Consider the following 16,250-nt stretch of genomic DNA (forward strand, 5'->3'; position numbering starts at 1 on the left):
AACTATCTTTAAAACAGATGATTTTTATCACTACGAGTTAAAGTCTTACGGTAAGGAGTTTAAATATGAAATTCCATGAATTTGGTGATAAGAATTTGCCTCCTATCTTACTGATACATGGCGGTGGCAGTTCTTGGTGGAATTATCTTCGTCAAGCACGGATTTTGTCAGAAGACTACCGTGTTATTCTACCCACTTTGAATGGCCACGGCGAAGAATATCACATCGATTATGTTTCTACGGAAGATTCTGCTTTGGAGATCCTAGACTATGTCAAAGCAAACTGTGGTGGGAAGCTGTTTGCGATCGGTGGTGTTTCTCTTGGTGGTCAAATTGCCATGGAGCTTTTGTCATTAGACAGCGAGATAGCTGAGAAGGTTATCATAGATGGAAGCCTCTGTATTCCTCAACCAAGGTTAGCTAAAATCAGCATCTTTCTAGTAGCTCTATTTGGTAAACTGATGTTCAGTAAATTCTCTTGCAAACTTCAATTAAGCATGATGGACAAACTCTATCCTAAACTGGCTTATCCAGAGGAGATAAAAGCTTATTATTTGGAGGATTTGCCAAGGACGCCTATCAAAACATTGGTGACCATTTACAAAACCTATATGGGGCGTTACAAGGTGAAGGACACGATTTCTGCAAGCAAGGCTCAGGTTCTGTATATCTATGGTGAAAAAGAATTGAACTGTGTGAAAGCATCGGCGAAATTATTTCAACAACTACATCCAAACACGATCTTGTATGAAGCTAAGGGCTATAACCACGGCTATTTGTCAGCTTATCTACCTCAAGAGTGGATTGATTTGGTGCTACCCTTTTTGGAGAATAACGATTGATTATACTTTATTAATTTAGAAAGCAGAGTTTCATGGAAGTCAAAAAATATAGTCCCCTCAATTCCTTAAAAAAGATAGCAGATAATCTATGGGTTGTGGATGGGGAAGAAGTACTAATGGATTTCAAATTCTTCAAAGTGCCTTTTTCAACTAGAATGACAGTTATCCGTCTACAGAATGGTGGTCTTTGGGTGCATTCACCGACTAAGCTTAATGACAATTTACTTTTTGAAATCAAGAAATTGGGTGAGGTAAAACACCTTATTGCTCCAAATGTCTTACATTATAGTTATATAAATGAGTGGCATCAACTATTTCCTGACGCAAAAGTCTGGCTAGCTAGTGGTGTTCAAAAGCGTGCCAGAAAATCGGGAATGAATTTAGATTATGGTCAGGAATTAAGCAAGGCCAATTGGAACGAAGAAATTTGTTTTACAACATTTGAAGGAAGTTTTTACGTGAAAGAGGTTGTTTTTTTTCATACTGAAAGTTCAACTTTGATTTTAACGGATCTTATTGAAAACATAGAGACTGAGAAATTATCGCTTTTTGAAAAGCTACTTTTTAAAATAGGTGATAATCACCATCCAAATGGTAAAACACCAAGAGATTTAAGAATAAGTTTCTTATTTGGCAAAAAACAAGCTTTGAGGAGTTATCACAAAATAAAGAAATGGGAACCTAAGAATATTATTATTTCTCATGGACCGTGTATAGTTGGACAAGCAAAAGAAATGCTAAACCAAGCGTTCTCTTGGCTAGAGAAATAGGAATTTACTATAAAGAAATTAATAAAATATATCTAATATAATTGACTACAATTACTTGGAGTTGTTAAATTAAGATGTGGAATCTACTTAAATTGTTGATTCTAAGAGGTATCAGATGACTCGAGAGAAAGAATATAACTCTCGGTATCTCTCAATTAGATTTAGTGAAAGAAGAATCCATTTTTCACTTGATTCCCTTCTCTATCTTATGGTAGTATGTATATACAAATTGTATGTACAAAGGAGAGGTAGAAATGGCAAACACGAAAGCAGTGAATTTTCGCGCAGATGCGATGTTTTACCAAAAAACAAAAGAGGTGCTTGCAGATCAAAAAATTTCTGTGTCAGATGTCCTAAATGCAGCACTTCGAAAAATTGCCAACGGGACTGTGGATCCAGAAGAATTTGTTTCGAGTGATTTGCAGAACGCGCAGTATCAAGTAGCCTTTGAAGATTTGAAGAAGGAGATTTTAGTGGGGCACCAGGAAATCGCTCAAGGAAAAGTTACTTCTGTAGCCGATGTGAGAAAGGAATTTGGTCTTGACTAAGTTGAAGCGCTATCAGGTCTTTCTTGCAGATCAGGCTAAGCAGGACTTGCGTGACATTCACGACTATATTCTTGTGAATTTTTATAGCCAGCAAGCTGCAGATGGAAAAGTTGATTTGCTATTAAGTGCTTTGGAGACCCTAGAACTCTTTCCAGAAGCCTGTCCTCTGGTATCAAGCCGGGGGTATGGTGAGTTGACGAATGATGGAAAACCCTATCGTTATATGCCAATAGAGAACTATCTCGCATTTTATTATATGGAGAAGCATAGGGTGTATGTTGCTCGTATTCTAAGTGCAAAGCAGGATTGGGTCAAGATTTTTTATAAGTAGATTGAGGAACTTTGTGTTGCACTTCATTTTACAACAGAGCAAATTTTTGGAGCATTATTTTAGATTTAAAATTTAAATATTCGAATATAGCAGTTTTTAGAATCGTTGAGTATAACAATAAAAAATTTATTTTAGATTCTACTTCAATAAAAGGAAAATCCTATTTCTTAGGTTGGCTTCCTAAGAAAGTTACTGCAAATATGGTTGAGTTATCTCCTTCCAATGACAGTTTTGAAATAAAATCTAAAACTCGGTTAGGAACATCTACTGTGGCCATTATGGTTCAACCCCTTGTCGGTATTTCCTACAGGTTCATGAAAAAGGCGTTTATCAGCTGGGGAGTCAGTCAACAAATTATTTTGAAATTAGGAATATTTGCTTTCTCGATGCTTTTATCCTATCTAATGGCCGTTTGGTATGGAAAACGTGCCAAACGGACATTTGATTCGAGAATTCCTAAAGATAGCAAATCATACTGTCTTGTTTTTGAACCAAAAGGGAAACGAATGATCGACTGGTATATCACAGTAGTGGCCAATATTGTTTGTTTGAGTTTTTTTATCGGAACTAGTAATGGAACTGAAGGAGCATTATTGATTGTGAATGGCCTTATATCGTGGTTCGGTTTTGTGATCATGAGAATGCCACAAATCCCAGAGTACTATAAAACCTTATCTTTGATTAAAATTGAGGAGCTTTCAAAAGAAAAATAAATGAGGAAACCCCATGTTAAAATCCAATAAGCTAATCATTTTTTTAATTTCCCTACCTTTTCTGATGGTCATTGTTTTCTATTCTCTTAGTGAGCATCCTGGATACAGTGATGATGGGAATTTCGTTAGAAATCATGAGGCTGCTATTAAGAGTGAGATCATCGCACACTTAGCCCAGGAAAAGCAGGACATAGAATCTGTAACGCTCTTACCAAATACTGCTAGAGGAGAGTATGATAATGGTGGTGATGTGAGTGGACATTACCATATCTATTTTACAGCCTACGTCAATCATAATCGCGAGCGAACGATAAGCGTAGAACTATTCTTCCCAGATGCCAGCATACCCCCTTTCACCTTGTTTCCTCCCAACCCTTATAAAGACAAGGACAAAAAGATGTCCAATTGGGTGATGGGGAATATTGAAGTATCGGACGAAACCTCTAGATAGAAATAAGAACAAGTCATGATGAATAGAATAGTAGACGAACAGATCACTCTTATTCCTTATTATAGGAATGATGACATTTCCCTTCTTTGGTATCAAGATAGTGAGGTTTGCAAACAAGTGGATAATACTGATCAGATTTACAGTCTAACAAAACTTCATAAAATGTATGATTACCTAACTTCACATGGTTCATGCTATTATATCCAATATAAAGGAGTGTTAGTTGGAGATGTGACACTTCAAGATAATTCAGAGCTTTCTATAGTGATCAGCAAAGAGTATCAGAATTTACAGATCGGAAGACGATGTATTTCTGAAATGATACAGTTGGCCAAAGAGAAAGAAATGGTTAAGGTAACTGCTCAGATTTATCCTTTTAATACTCAAAGTCAAAGAATGTTTTTGTCCTTGGGATTTCAGAAAGTAGATGAAAAGTGGTATGAATATAAGTTGATTTAGAATAGCTGTGTGTCATTTTATGTATTTAAATAATAGTCTGCATTTTGTACACTAAAGAAATCTAAAGTAAAAATAAACTCATTATAAAATCTCATTGAAATAGGAGAAGAAATTATCTATCTTTTATGTTTGTAAACGTTTTTTCTGCTATAATAATACTAGATAGTAATACGGGAGTTTATTATGGTTACAAAACGGTTTTTGAAAAATGTTATTGTTGCGATCGTCTCGGTTTTTATGTCCTTGGTCGCTGTTCAAGGGGCACAAGCTCAGCAAACTGGACTCGATTACCAGAGTCTTCATCTACTGCCTTTTAATGGCAATAAGCAGCTAGTACTGGGGGATTTTGATCATTTAGGTCGTGCGACCTCCGCTCATATTCAGCTGCAGGACAAGGATGAGCCAAAGAAAAAAAGAGAACCGCGTCTCAGCTATAATCCGGTTGGTTGGCACAATTATAAGATTGCTTATGGAAATAAAGGAAAGAAGGCCTGGTTGTTCCATAGAGGGCATTTGATCGGCTATCAGTTTAGTGGTCTGACCAATGAAGGGAAAAATCTGGTTCCTCTAACTGCCTGGACCAATACGGGGAATTATAAAGGGACAGCGGATAGCAATGTGGAAGGCATGCTTTACTACGAGAAACGGCTCGATAGCTGGCTGGCTACCCACCCCAATTATTGGCTAGATTATAAGGTGACACCAGTCTATACGGGGGATGAATTGATTCCTCGGCAGGTGACCTTGCAATATGTAGGAATTGACCGAGATGGCAACCTTCTACCAATCAATTTAAGTAGCCCCAAAGAGTCAGTAGATGCTTATGGGATTACCACCGTTACCTTGGACAACTACTCTAAGAATGCGACCATTGACTATCTGAAGGGGACTGCCAAGCCATCTTTAGTGCCGACAGAACCAAGTAGTCAACCACAACCTGCTAGTCCTTCTGTAGAGACGCAACCAAGTCAAGCCCCTCAACCGAGTCAGCCAGCAGTACCTGCACAGCCAGTTCAACCTGTCGAGCCTGCAGCGCCAACTCGTCAACTGGCTCCAGTAGTTTATGTAGCTAGAAATGGGAGTGCGGAAGTTTATTGGTATTCTTTGGACAGTATGCCTCGCAATACTAATTTTTCTAAGGTTGTTCAAATGTCAGAAGAGCAAGCGCTAAGTCTTGGAAAGCGGCATACAAGTAAGGAATGAGTATAAGTTATTTTGATAATGAGAAAGCCCAATTGTTGGGCTTTTTGTGTAGGGTAAGTACTAAATAGGAGAACTAAAATGATTGAAAATATGCTATAATAATAGGACGGAGGTAGAATATGACCGTAGATGTAGATATAGAAAAAATGATGATTATGGGTGTGATTTTTGACAACAAAAAGGTTTTTAAGAGCGTCTGGTTTGCTCTGAGCACCAATATGATTGAAGGATGGCATCCCACGGTAGAAGACGTGGAGCGACTGAGAGAAGAGGCCGTTCTGGAAAGTGCAAACTAGAATGATCTATTTTTGAACTATACTCGTAGGTTTAATTTTCTGATTGTATGAATAATTGTGTAAGTAAATTTTAAAAAATACGAATAACACTTGAATTATCTAGTAAAAACTGTATAATGTAATTAATAGGACCGCCCACCTCTCTTTGATGTGACAAGGCGGACATTTTTTTATCTGGAAGTTTTTATGGATGTTAAAGAATTTAAGACTTGGAAAGAGCAAGTAGCTAAACTAATTGAGCACGGTTGTATAGATATCAAATCGGATGAGTTTGCGATTGATATTTTGAAGAAAGTTAATTATTATAGGCTGACTGCTTATTTTTTACCTTTTCGTGATAAGGAAACGCAGAAATATGATTCTAATAAGGTTTCTTTGGAAAAGATCTATGAAATTTACTGTTTTGATGCAGAGTTACGCTTGCTCATTTTTAAGTATATTGAAGATATTGAATTATACTTTAGAACCCAAGTTGCCTACTATCATGGGAAACTATACGGAGCTTTAGCCTATAAAGATAAAACTTCTTTTAATAAATTTCATAAACATGATGAATTTTTGGAAGGTATTGACAAAGAATTAGAACATAGGAAGAAAAGTCTTATTTATAAACATCATCAGATAAAATATGATGGAGTGTTCCCTATTTGGGTTTTAGTAGAGTTTTTCACCTTTGGTATGACATCAAAATTTTTTGCCGATTCGCCTACAGATGTTCAACAGTCTATTGCTAACAATGTTGGTCTGAAATCTTCTCAAATCAGAACCTATCTAGAAGTTTCTGTAGTTTTAAGAAATTACTGTGCTCATTATAATCGACTATACTATACAAGCTTTACAAAAATCCCTGGTCAACTTCCTTCTTTTATGCATGAAAATAGCAAGTTAAAAAATAGATTAATGGCTCAACTTTATGCTATTAAATGCCTTTATCCTGATAAGAAAAAATGGAATGATGGATTTTTACGTGAATTATCAGAACTTATTCAACGCTATCGAGAAGCGATTCATCTCCATCATATTGGCTTTATTGATAATTGGAAAGAAGTACTAAAGAAATAAAAATATTGAAATAACTATTTAAGAATAATTCCACAAAGATCTTTAAGCCCAATCGCTGGGCTTTTTGTGTAGCATTACAATCTTAAAAAGTTAGAGGTCTAAAATTTTTTCAAGATCTTGCAAACCTTTTTCTAAAGTTGTATACTAGAGTGAGTTTTGTGTAATCGTTTGCATAAAACAGTGAATGATGAAAAGAGAGTATAGTAGGAGACGAGACAGATGGAATTAACAGCGATTTACCACCGGCCTGAATCGGAGTATGCTTATCTTTATAAGGATGGCCAGCTCCATATTCGCATCCGGACCAAGAAAGAGGATATCAAACGGATTGTCTTGCACTATGGGGATCCTTTTATTTTTATAGAGGATCTATATGAGGCGACCAAGGAAATGGACAAGGTGACGACCGATGACCTCTTTGATTATTGGCAAGTGTCGGTATCTGTTGGCCATGCCCGGATCCAGTACCTCTTTGAATTAGAGGATAGAGCGGGAGAGAAGATCTTGTACGGGGACCGGGGTGTGGCAGCCTACACCAAGGAGAACCTGGACTTCGTCATGAACGGTTTTAAGCTTCCTTTTATCCATGAGATTGATGGTTGTGCTGTTCCGGATTGGGTGGCTCAGACGGTTTGGTATCAGATTTTTCCTGAGCGCTTTGCCAATGGGAATCCAGCCATCTCGCCAGAAGGCGTCCGTCCTTGGGATGCCTCTATTGCTCCTCAAATCTTGGATTTCTTTGGTGGAGATTTGCAGGGGATCATTGATCACTTGGACTACTTGCAGGAGTTAGGAATTACAGGTCTCTACCTTTGCCCGATTTTTGAATCACAGAGCAACCACAAATACGACACCATAGATTACTTTAAAATCGATCAACATTTTGGTGATAAGGAAACCTTCCGCCAGTTGGTGAAAGAGGCTCACGCGCGTGGGATGAAGATCATGCTGGATGCCGTCTTCAACCATATTGGCTATGATTCACCCCAATGGCAGGATGTGGTCAAACACGGGGAGGATTCGATTTACAAGGACTGGTTCCATATCAAAGAGTTCCCTGTCTCCTCAGAAAATCTGTGGAATAGTCGCGACTTGTCTTACCATGCTTTTGCCTTTGCAGGCTATATGCCCAAGCTCAATACGGCTAATCCAGAGGTGAAGGCCTATCTTTTGAAGGTTGCGACATACTGGATTGAAGAGTTTGATATTGATGCTTGGCGACTGGATGTGGCTAATGAAATCGACCATCAATTCTGGCGGGATTTCCGCAAGGCGGTCTTGGCCAAGAAGCCAGACCTCTATATCCTCGGGGAAATCTGGCATTCATCCCAACCTTGGCTCAATGGTGATGAGTTCCATGCAGTGATGAACTATCCGCTCTCTGAGAGTATCAAGGATTATTTCCTACGGGGGCATAAGGAGACCCAGCGCTTCATTTGGGAGATTAATAGCCAGTCTATGTACTACAGGCAGCAGATCTCTGAGGTCATGTTCAACCTCTTAGACTCGCATGATACAGAGCGTATCCTGACGACGGCTAAAGGCGATCTCCAGTCCGTCAAGTCTGCCCTCGCCTTCCTCTATCTGCAACGCGGAACGCCATGTATCTATTATGGAACGGAGCTAGCCCTCATCGGTGGTCCAGACCCAGATTGCCGGCGTGTCATGCCTTGGGAGCGCGTGTCATCGGACAACGATATGCTGAACTTTATGAAGAACTTGATCCAGCTCCGAAAAGAAGTAGCGGGCATGATTCAGTATGGTAAAGTGAGTCTGAAAGAAGTAGAGCCAGATGTGGTGGTAGTAGAATGGCAATATGAGGGTCAGATTCTCAAAGCCTACTTTAACCACTCGAAGACAGACTTTGTCTTAGAAAGAGGACAGGCAGATCTGATGAGTCTTGGAAGCATTTCCGATGATCGCTTGATCATTCAGCCAAATGGCTTTGTTATTTATAGGGAAAATTAGTAAGAAAGAGAGTGGGACAGAAATCGGTAATTCGTTAGAATTCGATTTCGTAGTCCCACCTCCGCACAGTTGAGTAGGGTCATAAAAGCTGGTGAAATCAGCGTAGTAGAGCCCACTCAACCACTGCGTCTTGCTCGACAATCCAAAGACAAATGAGAGGCTAGGACTTTTGTCCCAGCCTCTTTATATAAATGGTTTCTTTATTTGTGCCCTTATATTATAATGGGAGATGAGAAAGGGGGAGCCGGCGATGAAGATCTTAGCAAACAATCCTATTTCGGTTAAAAAAAGAATGATAGAATTTCTATTCGATTATCTTTTCATTCTAGCTTATTTACTTCTTCTGTTTTTAGGTTCTATGCTTATTTACATCATTTTTTTTAATGGTGTCCCAGAGTTTATAGAAATTCAGTCGCAGTGGCTTGTATTTTTCACCTCTGTTTTGCCAATCATGCTCCTGTTCACATTCTTGGATTATGCAAAAAATGGGAGTTTGGGGAAGGTAAAAGCGGGATTTGAACTGGTCTACCAGAAAAAAACAGTGCAGGCAAGCTTGATTAGAAATGTCATCAAATTTTTACCTTGGCAACTCGGTCATATGGGCACGATTCATGGCTTCTATAGTGATTTTGATATGTTATCCATTAGCCTCTCTATTTCGGCGACTTCACTCGCAGTCTCCTTACTGGCAATGACGGTGTTTCGGAAAGATAAGAGGCATCTAGGAGATCTGCTAGCCCATACGCAAGTCCAACCAAAAGAAGAATAGGGTACAGATTGTTTATCCTATCCTATCCTTAAAGAAAAAGACAAATATAGTAAGGAAGTATTTGTATGAATGAGACCGTAGAGTTTACAATATTTTTTTATTAAGAACAAAATAACAAATTAATTTGACTAAAAACAAGTAAAGGTATTCATTATGAAAAAATTTTTGATATTTATTTTTGCGATTTTTGTATTGTTGATAGGAATGTTCGCTATTATGTATAATGGATATATTAAAGCTTATGAAGAAGCTCATAATCATTCGAGTTATTCATGGACAAAAGAAACTTATCCTGTAGAAAAATACTCTAATCCAATTGATGAATATAATGATAATTTCGAATTATTATTTAATTTGCTTGTTAAAAAACTTTTTTCTCCAACTTTAGTAGAAAAAGAATTTAAAAGGGCATATGAAACAGCTAAAAATCTGTCAGCGGATTCTCCTATTTCGATGCAGGCTATAAAAGATAAAATAAAGATTTATAATTATTCTGAAGGCGCCAACCAGTACGCTGTATATAAGCTTAATATAGACTGGAAAGAGCAGGCTGTTTTAGCAGCAAAATCACTTCAAAAGTATCGTTATTCAAAAGAAAAGTTAGCAGAGCAACTGATAAATGTTGAACTATTTACTCAAGAAGAGGCTGATTATGCTGTAGAACAAGTAAATTTCGATTGGAAGGAGAATGCTGTGAAAGAAGCGGAATCTTATGTAAGAGGTGGCAAGATTACGAAAGAAAAGATGTTAGAAATACTTGTTGAAAATAGAAAATTTACTCAAGAGGAAGCCGAGTACGCAATAGAGCATGCTAAAATTGATTGGTCGAATTAAACAATACTTCTAGTGTTGATCTGAAGAACCTAAAAGAGTCTAATGAATCTAAAATAACTAGGATAGAAAATTAATAAAAAGTGGCATGATGATGATTAAAACACGATTACTATCTATAATCGCTAGTTGAACAGTGACTATTACTTAAAGCAAAAAGGAGATGCTCCACAATAAATTGGAGATTAATAAACTTCATATGATTTAACGATTAAGAGATAGATGAGGGATGGCTTACCCTTGTTCTATTTTTCAGTTCCTTTAATTGTACTTTCCCCCTACAGAGGTGTATAATGTGTCCTTAGGTAAAGAAATTAGTAGAATAAGGAGATGGATATGGAATTAAAAGATTTTACAGAAAAAGAACAAGAACAAATCAACCAAGGTTTGAGTACAGCTGAGATTTCTGATAAAGAAGCGGCGAAGAAGTTGCTCGCTCTTGTCCCGCAAGAATGGATCAAGCGTATTCCTTTCTTTGTCAGAGGGCATGCAACAACAAAGCCCATCGAACGTGTAGCTATGCACTATCCTGAACTCTATGCCGTGGCCAAGCGTCAAGGAGACCTTCCTGAAAAAGAACGGGAAGAATTGCGTGTCATTATGACAGCTATCTTTGAAGAAAAGATGAACAAACATAAGATTAAATAATCTTTTATAATACTTTGTTATTTTTTATCTCACAATTGAATGAGTGATTGCAGTTGAAAGATTGCAGTCACTTTTTTATTCACTAGCATAAAGACTTTTACACTAGTAAATAAAAATGAACAATATTTCATGATATAATACTAATGAAAGCAGTTTCATAGAGATGAAATATTCCATTGGAGAAAAACAAGTAAAGGTATTCATTATGAAAAAATTTTTGATAGTTATTTTTGCGATGGTTGGAATGATGGTAATATGGATAGCTTTTATGGTATATAGTTATCAAAGAAGTTATAATGAATGGCAAAATTCACATTCAGGATCAAAGGTAACCTATCCTGTACAAGAATACTCTTCTTCAAATTCTAGTACGAAGTATTATGATTATAAAAAATACTCTTCTTCAAGTTCTAGTAAGACTTCAAGTTCTAGTACGAAGTATTATGATTATAAAAATTCAAATAAATCTACAGATGCATATGTAAAAGCTCTCTTTTTGTCAGAAAATTCTCATTTATCGAAACAGAAAATTGAACAAGATCTAACAAGGTGGTATTCAGAGGATGCTTGCCAGTACGCTATGAATAAACTTAATATAGACTGGAAAGAGCAAGCTGTTTTAAAAGCAAAATCACTTCAAATGTTTCATTTTTCAAAAGAAATGTTAGTTTCGCAACTTATAAATGTTGAACTGTTTACTCAAGAAGAGGCTGACTATGCTATAGAACAAGTTAATTTCGATTGGAAGGAGGAAGCTGTGAAAAAAGTGGAAGCTATTGCAAACCCTGGAAACATGTCAAAAGAGGAGTTATTAGAATTACTTGTCAAAAAAAGAAAATTTACTCAAGAAGAAGCTGAGTACGCAATAGAACATGCTCAAGTAGATTGGTTGAATTAAACAATAATTTTAATTTTGATTTGAAGAACTTAAAAGAGGCTGATGAATATAAAATAGCTAGGATAGAAAATGATGAAAAGAGGCATAATGATGATCAAAACACGTTTTCTACCAATAATTGCTAGTTGAACAGGGATGAATACAAAACAAGTCCAATGTAACATATTGAAGAGCTGGATAGTCTGCCAGCTCTTTTTTTGCTACCTATAAAGTTTCCTCATTTCGTGAAAAATAGTTGGAGCTAAGTCCGTTTTAAACTATAATATAGGATAAGGAGATTCGATAAGAAAAAGAAAAGAATCATGTTATAAAACGCTATTCAATGTTACAAAACATCTTAGTATATAGAAAAGGAACCAGTTTATGAAACCATCTAAAAAAATCACGCTCCTTACTAGCTGTGCCTTGGCGATCTTTGCTTTAGCGGCTTGTGGGACCAACCAAAAGCAATCCAAGGAAAAACAGGAAAGCTCCACTGTCCAAAAGGCCAGTTCAGACAAGGAGCACTACAAGGGAACTTACAGCAACCTCAATAGCAAGGAAAGTGTCGAAGAAGTGCGCGCTCTCTTGTCTGCTTATTTGGATCAGGAAAGTGTAGATAAGTTTTTGGGTCTAGTAACGGACTATGATAGCATTGTTGGCTCTGTTGGCTTGACGGGCGACTTTAGTACGTTCAAAAAGACGGAATACGATGTGGAGAAGATTAGTGACTTGTGGACCAAGAAAAAGGGAGATTTCGTTGGAACCAACTGCCGGATCAATAGTTATACCTTGTTGAAGAACCGCATCGAGATCCCTAAGCAAAAGGCGGACAGTGAACTCTTGTTCGTGGACAATGATGCGATTGAGAAAGGGAAAGTCTTCGATGAGGCAGACAAGGAAGCCTTTAACATTCTCTATTCACGGGTTCCGACAGAGGCGACAACGGATGTCAAGATTCACGCCAAGAAGATGGAAGAGTATTTTGCCAATTTCAAATTCAATGAAAATGCCCGCATGCTTTCCGTCATCGTTCATGATAACCTAGATGGCAATACCCTATTTGTCGGGCACGTCGGTGTCTTGGTTCCTGCCAAGGACGGCTATCTCTTTGTAGAAAAGCTGACCTTTGAAGAGCCCTATCAAGCGATCAAGTTTGCGACCAAGGAAGATGTATACAAATACTTGGAGACCAAATACCAAGATTACACCGGTGAAGGTCTAGCTAAGCCCTTTATCATGGACAATGAAAAATGGGTTGAAACCAAATAGAATTTCCAGCTAGTTAAGTTTGATGGGAGCTCCAGCTAAGGAAAGGAGCTAAAGATGAATAAAAAACGGAGCTACTTTGCTCTAGCCCTTATTCTTATCGGTTTTCTATTAGTAGAATCAAGTATGTATATCCTACCCTATATTGAAGGATTTAAAGAATTAGAGCTTGCTGTTTTTATAATTGGAGTTCTAATCTTAGTGGGTGTCATCATCTTATTAACAAAGACTAAAAAGCATACTGATTAAGGCCGAGTCAACAATTGTACTGTGTATTTAGAATTTATGGTGGGAGAAATGGAATGGAGAGTTTAGAATCAGGACCAGTATTATTAAGTGTTGGTTTTATTGGCTTCTTCAGCATTACTTTATTCGTTCGTCGGTGGTTAGCTAGCCGACGTAGTGGAGGCTCATTTTTTGAACCTTACCACATTTCGAAGGGCATCTTCTACATTCATGTGCCTTTGTGTTTCAGCCGTCGTATGATCCTATTGAAAGAGATGAAGCAGATAACCTACTTATTGCTCCGTGGTCGCGCTGGTGGTGGGAGTCGCTATGCTTTCTATATCGAACTCAGAAATGGAAAGACTATTTCTTTCTTTTTTGGGAAAAGCAAGCGCAATGAAGTGTTAGTTGCGAAACTCAAGCGAAATGCTGGCAGGTATGGGTTTAAAGTACATGATCCAGGTTAGAATACAATCATCTGTAAGAGTTGAATCTACGATTTGATTCCTTTAAAAATGAAAGCGAGTAGTCCTATGAATGATTCTATGAAAGAGTATATCCATCTTAAAAAGCAGTTCCAAGAGCAAGATAAGGGTTCATCCAGCGTGCTGGCTCTCTATGAATTTGCGGATCGGCTGACCTTACTGGAAACTCCAGAAGCTAAGCAGGTCTTGGTGGATGTTTACCAAGAGTTGGGATTATATGCCAGTGCCTATGCTCTCTTCTTAGAGCTAGTAGACAAGTCTGATCGCAAGCAAGTTAAGAAACTTTTTACCTTAGAAAAGATGAGTCTAAGTCATGGGGATCGCTTTGCTCTCCCTCGTCCCTTGACCGAAAAAGAAAAAGAGGCTCATAAGGAGAAAGTCAGTGAATTGCCAACCTTCCGCTATCATCCGGATCCACTAGCGACAGGTTCCTTTAAGGAAGGGGAGCCTAAGACCTGCCCTTCGTGTGGGGAAGACCACACCATCTATTATGCTCTGAGACCTTATTGTGTAGAAGAGTTAAGACATCTCTGTCCAACTTGTATTTCTACTGGTCGTGCTGCCCAAAAGTTTGAAGCAGAGTTTATCCAAGATGCTGATTGGCAAGGGGTCATGGATAAGGAAAAAGACCAGGTCCTCTTCAGTCAAACTCCAGGCTATATTAGCTGGCAGGGCGAATATTGGCTCTCCTGTTGCCGAGACTACTGTGCCTATCTGGGGACAGTTGGCACTCGTGAACTGGAAGAAATGGGCATTGCTGAGCAAGTCTTAGCAGAATACGAGTCACGTAATGAATTTCAGGATGTAGCTGAATACTTAGTCAAGGATGGTTCTATGTGTGGCTATCTTTTTCGATGTCTACACTGTGAACAATACCATCTTTGGGTCGATGCGGATTAGGGGGATGCTCCAAATCTAATAGAGTCATGAACTAGATGAAAGAATAGAAAAGGAATCACGAATGAGTAGAAAGCAAGCCCTATCTATGTATTTGTTAGGAACCTTTGGTCAAGTATTAGGTGTCAGCCTTTTGGTTTGCTTTTTAAGAATAGGAGGAGTAAAGGTTGATTTTACATCACCAATGGGGATCATCGCTGTTATTCTAGGTGGTTTGTCATCAGCTTTGTGGGGCAGTCTTGCAAGCATTAGTTACCATCAATCTAGTTTTAAACAAGTTCTCAAAGATTTTTTTCAAGTCAAAGACAGTTTAGCAAATTATTGTTTGGTGCTTGTTTTCTTGCTACTCGACTTTTTCCCCTTTAGCTTTGGTGGCAAGATCACCACTCAATCGTTGGTCTTGCCAGTGGTGCTCTTTTTCAAAGCTCTTCTTTTTGGTGGGATTGAAGAAATTGGCTGGCGTTATTTCTTTCAACCAACTTTGGAGGAAAGAATACCTTATCTTTCAGCTACTTTGATCACCTTTTTAGCCTGGTCTAGCTGGCATCTTTTTTACTTTTACATTGATGGTTCTTTAGGTGTCATTCAGTTGCTTCCGTTTCTAGTAGGTCTGCTAACTAACTGCTTTATCTTATCGGCCTTGTATCATAAAACGCAAAATTTATGGATCTGTGTCATGACTCATGCCTGTATTAATTCCTTGTCTCAGATTCTAGTGAATGAAGATGGATGGCTATCTCTAGTCAGTAAAATTCTTATTATTAGTTTAGCAATCATGATTGCAAGAAAGAAGTATGTAACTCTATAGGAGAAATAATGAGCAAATTTATTTCAAAACAATCAGTCGCGATCTGGTATGCACTGACTGCCCTCCTTGCTACTTTTCTAGTAGGGCAAGTTATCCTATGGTGTTTCCCAGATAGGAGTAGTATGGGGGCCTCACTCCTGTTTATCCTAATGAACTTGATTCCGATGATTGTGGCGGCTGTCTTTTCTCTGGTGTTGAGTGAAGTCAAATCCTTGGGTGAATTTTTCAAAAAGGTCTTTCTTCAAAAAGAAAGTCCCCTATCCTGGATTCTAGCTTTCTTCATCCCTGTCATCTATTATGGGATTTCCATCCTGCTTATGAACGTTCGCTTTACTGGGAACTCCCTCTTGGCCTTCTTCCTCTATTTCCCCTGGACATTTTTATATGGAGGTCTGGAAGAAGTCGGTTGGCGTTGGTTCTTACAAGATCATCTTTCCTTTAGCAAGTACTTTATATCTAAAATGATCCTTCTTTCCCTTGTCTGGTTCCTCTGGCATATTCCTATTTATCAACTCCCTTGGATTACTGCAGGTTCGTCCAACTATCTCATCTTTTACCTGATGATTTTAGGGAATAGCTTCCTATTTGGAGCGCTCAAGGAGTACTCGAAAGGAGCTGTTCCTTGTATCCTTGCCCATATGCTGATTGATAGTCTGGCTGTCCTAATGCTGGTTCAGAGTTCTATTACTCAGATTATCCTTCTGGTTATTTTCGAAATCCTAGTATCCTCTTGGTTAGTGGCTATACGAAAATCATAAAAAAGCCTTCAATCTCTCATCCAATTTTGATATGTACCCT

Annotated in this window: 21 protein-coding genes; all 21 read left to right on the forward strand. The window is 38.1% G+C overall.

The features are described 5' to 3' along the window. Positions 1–65: 65 nt before the first annotated feature. The 21 genes from ACOXXR_RS04135 to ACOXXR_RS04235 all read left to right on the forward strand — a co-directional run bounded on the left by ACOXXR_RS04135 (position 66) and on the right by ACOXXR_RS04235 (position 16,210). A complete protein-coding gene (locus ACOXXR_RS04135) occupies positions 66–842 on the forward strand; it encodes an alpha/beta fold hydrolase (protein WP_445278805.1) in 777 nt (258 codons plus the stop codon). Between the two features lie 32 nt (positions 843–874). Further along, entirely contained in the window at positions 875–1,612 is a 738-nt protein-coding gene (locus ACOXXR_RS04140) for a DUF4336 domain-containing protein (protein ID WP_445278806.1), read from the forward strand. Positions 1,613–1,866: 254 nt separating this feature from the next. Next, positions 1,867–2,160, forward strand: coding sequence for a type II toxin-antitoxin system RelB/ParD family antitoxin (relB, locus tag ACOXXR_RS04145; protein ID WP_445278807.1), 294 nt, complete (start codon positions 1,867–1,869; stop codon positions 2,158–2,160). Further along, positions 2,153–2,491 carry a type II toxin-antitoxin system RelE/ParE family toxin gene (locus ACOXXR_RS04150; RefSeq protein ID WP_445278808.1) on the forward strand — a complete coding sequence of 113 codons (339 nt, stop codon included), beginning with the start codon at positions 2,153–2,155 and terminating at the stop codon, positions 2,489–2,491. Before relB ends, ACOXXR_RS04150 begins: the two co-directional genes overlap by 8 nt. Before the next feature lie 11 nt (positions 2,492–2,502). Next, positions 2,503–3,204, forward strand: coding sequence for a DUF443 family protein (locus ACOXXR_RS04155; RefSeq protein WP_445278809.1), 702 nt, complete (start codon positions 2,503–2,505; stop codon positions 3,202–3,204). A 13-nt stretch (positions 3,205–3,217) separates the two neighbouring features. After that, on the forward strand, positions 3,218–3,655 hold the full coding sequence (locus tag ACOXXR_RS04160) for a hypothetical protein (RefSeq protein ID WP_445278810.1): 438 nt from the start codon (positions 3,218–3,220) through the stop codon (positions 3,653–3,655). Between the two features lie 15 nt (positions 3,656–3,670). Further along, positions 3,671–4,114 carry a GNAT family N-acetyltransferase gene (locus ACOXXR_RS04165; protein WP_445278811.1) on the forward strand — a complete coding sequence of 148 codons (444 nt, stop codon included), beginning with the start codon at positions 3,671–3,673 and terminating at the stop codon, positions 4,112–4,114. A 183-nt stretch (positions 4,115–4,297) separates the two neighbouring features. After that, complete coding sequence (locus tag ACOXXR_RS04170; protein WP_445278812.1) at positions 4,298–5,317, forward strand: DNA/RNA non-specific endonuclease; 1,020 nt, start codon at positions 4,298–4,300, stop codon at positions 5,315–5,317. 119 nt (positions 5,318–5,436) lie between these two features. Further along, on the forward strand, positions 5,437–5,613 hold the full coding sequence (locus ACOXXR_RS04175) for a hypothetical protein (RefSeq protein WP_173019392.1): 177 nt from the start codon (positions 5,437–5,439) through the stop codon (positions 5,611–5,613). A 186-nt stretch (positions 5,614–5,799) separates the two neighbouring features. Next, complete coding sequence (locus ACOXXR_RS04180) at positions 5,800–6,675, forward strand: Abi family protein (RefSeq protein ID WP_445278813.1); 876 nt, start codon at positions 5,800–5,802, stop codon at positions 6,673–6,675. Between the two features lie 219 nt (positions 6,676–6,894). Beyond that, entirely contained in the window at positions 6,895–8,643 is a 1,749-nt protein-coding gene (locus ACOXXR_RS04185; RefSeq protein ID WP_445278814.1) for a glycoside hydrolase family 13 protein, read from the forward strand. Positions 8,644–8,872: 229 nt separating this feature from the next. Further along, positions 8,873–9,412, forward strand: coding sequence for an RDD family protein (locus tag ACOXXR_RS04190; protein WP_350018519.1), 540 nt, complete (start codon positions 8,873–8,875; stop codon positions 9,410–9,412). 153 nt (positions 9,413–9,565) lie between these two features. Beyond that, positions 9,566–10,246, forward strand: coding sequence for an Ltp family lipoprotein (locus tag ACOXXR_RS04195; RefSeq protein ID WP_350018518.1), 681 nt, complete (start codon positions 9,566–9,568; stop codon positions 10,244–10,246). A 333-nt stretch (positions 10,247–10,579) separates the two neighbouring features. Further along, positions 10,580–10,891: a hypothetical protein gene (locus tag ACOXXR_RS04200; protein ID WP_445278815.1), complete on the forward strand. Its 312-nt coding sequence runs from the start codon at positions 10,580–10,582 to the stop codon at positions 10,889–10,891. A 163-nt stretch (positions 10,892–11,054) separates the two neighbouring features. Beyond that, a complete protein-coding gene (locus tag ACOXXR_RS04205; protein WP_314369653.1) occupies positions 11,055–11,789 on the forward strand; it encodes an Ltp family lipoprotein in 735 nt (244 codons plus the stop codon). 363 nt (positions 11,790–12,152) lie between these two features. Further along, positions 12,153–13,040, forward strand: a complete 888-nt coding sequence (locus ACOXXR_RS04210; protein WP_414284089.1) for a DUF4300 family protein — start codon at positions 12,153–12,155, stop codon at positions 13,038–13,040. Between the two features lie 54 nt (positions 13,041–13,094). Next, positions 13,095–13,286 carry a hypothetical protein gene (locus ACOXXR_RS04215; RefSeq protein WP_126404356.1) on the forward strand — a complete coding sequence of 64 codons (192 nt, stop codon included), beginning with the start codon at positions 13,095–13,097 and terminating at the stop codon, positions 13,284–13,286. Positions 13,287–13,339: 53 nt separating this feature from the next. Continuing rightward, the gene (locus tag ACOXXR_RS04220) at positions 13,340–13,729 is read left to right on the forward strand and encodes a hypothetical protein (RefSeq protein WP_445278816.1); all 390 of its coding nucleotides are present in this window, start codon (positions 13,340–13,342) and stop codon (positions 13,727–13,729) included. A gap of 66 nt (positions 13,730–13,795) precedes the next feature. After that, positions 13,796–14,647, forward strand: coding sequence for a CbrC family protein (locus tag ACOXXR_RS04225; protein WP_445278817.1), 852 nt, complete (start codon positions 13,796–13,798; stop codon positions 14,645–14,647). A 61-nt stretch (positions 14,648–14,708) separates the two neighbouring features. Then, on the forward strand, positions 14,709–15,452 hold the full coding sequence (locus ACOXXR_RS04230; protein WP_445278818.1) for a lysostaphin resistance A-like protein: 744 nt from the start codon (positions 14,709–14,711) through the stop codon (positions 15,450–15,452). Between the two features lie 8 nt (positions 15,453–15,460). Continuing rightward, a complete protein-coding gene (locus ACOXXR_RS04235) occupies positions 15,461–16,210 on the forward strand; it encodes a CPBP family intramembrane glutamic endopeptidase (protein ID WP_445278819.1) in 750 nt (249 codons plus the stop codon). Positions 16,211–16,250 lie beyond the last annotated feature (40 nt).

This window comes from Streptococcus sp. KHUD_013 (assembly GCF_052588545.1).

Coding starts and splice junctions, on each gene's coding strand:
- ACOXXR_RS04135 (WP_445278805.1), top strand. CDS start 66: ATGAAATTCCATGAATTTGGTGATAAGAATTTGCCTCCTATCTTACTG.
- ACOXXR_RS04140 (WP_445278806.1), top strand. CDS start 875: ATGGAAGTCAAAAAATATAGTCCCCTCAATTCCTTAAAAAAGATAGCA.
- relB (WP_445278807.1), top strand. CDS start 1,867: ATGGCAAACACGAAAGCAGTGAATTTTCGCGCAGATGCGATGTTTTAC.
- ACOXXR_RS04160 (WP_445278810.1), top strand. CDS start 3,218: ATGTTAAAATCCAATAAGCTAATCATTTTTTTAATTTCCCTACCTTTT.
- ACOXXR_RS04165 (WP_445278811.1), top strand. CDS start 3,671: ATGATGAATAGAATAGTAGACGAACAGATCACTCTTATTCCTTATTAT.
- ACOXXR_RS04170 (WP_445278812.1), top strand. CDS start 4,298: ATGGTTACAAAACGGTTTTTGAAAAATGTTATTGTTGCGATCGTCTCG.
- ACOXXR_RS04175 (WP_173019392.1), top strand. CDS start 5,437: ATGACCGTAGATGTAGATATAGAAAAAATGATGATTATGGGTGTGATT.
- ACOXXR_RS04180 (WP_445278813.1), top strand. CDS start 5,800: ATGGATGTTAAAGAATTTAAGACTTGGAAAGAGCAAGTAGCTAAACTA.
- ACOXXR_RS04185 (WP_445278814.1), top strand. CDS start 6,895: ATGGAATTAACAGCGATTTACCACCGGCCTGAATCGGAGTATGCTTAT.
- ACOXXR_RS04190 (WP_350018519.1), top strand. CDS start 8,873: ATGAGAAAGGGGGAGCCGGCGATGAAGATCTTAGCAAACAATCCTATT.
- ACOXXR_RS04195 (WP_350018518.1), top strand. CDS start 9,566: ATGAAAAAATTTTTGATATTTATTTTTGCGATTTTTGTATTGTTGATA.
- ACOXXR_RS04200 (WP_445278815.1), top strand. CDS start 10,580: ATGGAATTAAAAGATTTTACAGAAAAAGAACAAGAACAAATCAACCAA.
- ACOXXR_RS04205 (WP_314369653.1), top strand. CDS start 11,055: ATGAAATATTCCATTGGAGAAAAACAAGTAAAGGTATTCATTATGAAA.
- ACOXXR_RS04210 (WP_414284089.1), top strand. CDS start 12,153: ATGAAACCATCTAAAAAAATCACGCTCCTTACTAGCTGTGCCTTGGCG.
- ACOXXR_RS04215 (WP_126404356.1), top strand. CDS start 13,095: ATGAATAAAAAACGGAGCTACTTTGCTCTAGCCCTTATTCTTATCGGT.
- ACOXXR_RS04220 (WP_445278816.1), top strand. CDS start 13,340: ATGGAGAGTTTAGAATCAGGACCAGTATTATTAAGTGTTGGTTTTATT.
- ACOXXR_RS04225 (WP_445278817.1), top strand. CDS start 13,796: ATGAATGATTCTATGAAAGAGTATATCCATCTTAAAAAGCAGTTCCAA.
- ACOXXR_RS04230 (WP_445278818.1), top strand. CDS start 14,709: ATGAGTAGAAAGCAAGCCCTATCTATGTATTTGTTAGGAACCTTTGGT.
- ACOXXR_RS04235 (WP_445278819.1), top strand. CDS start 15,461: ATGAGCAAATTTATTTCAAAACAATCAGTCGCGATCTGGTATGCACTG.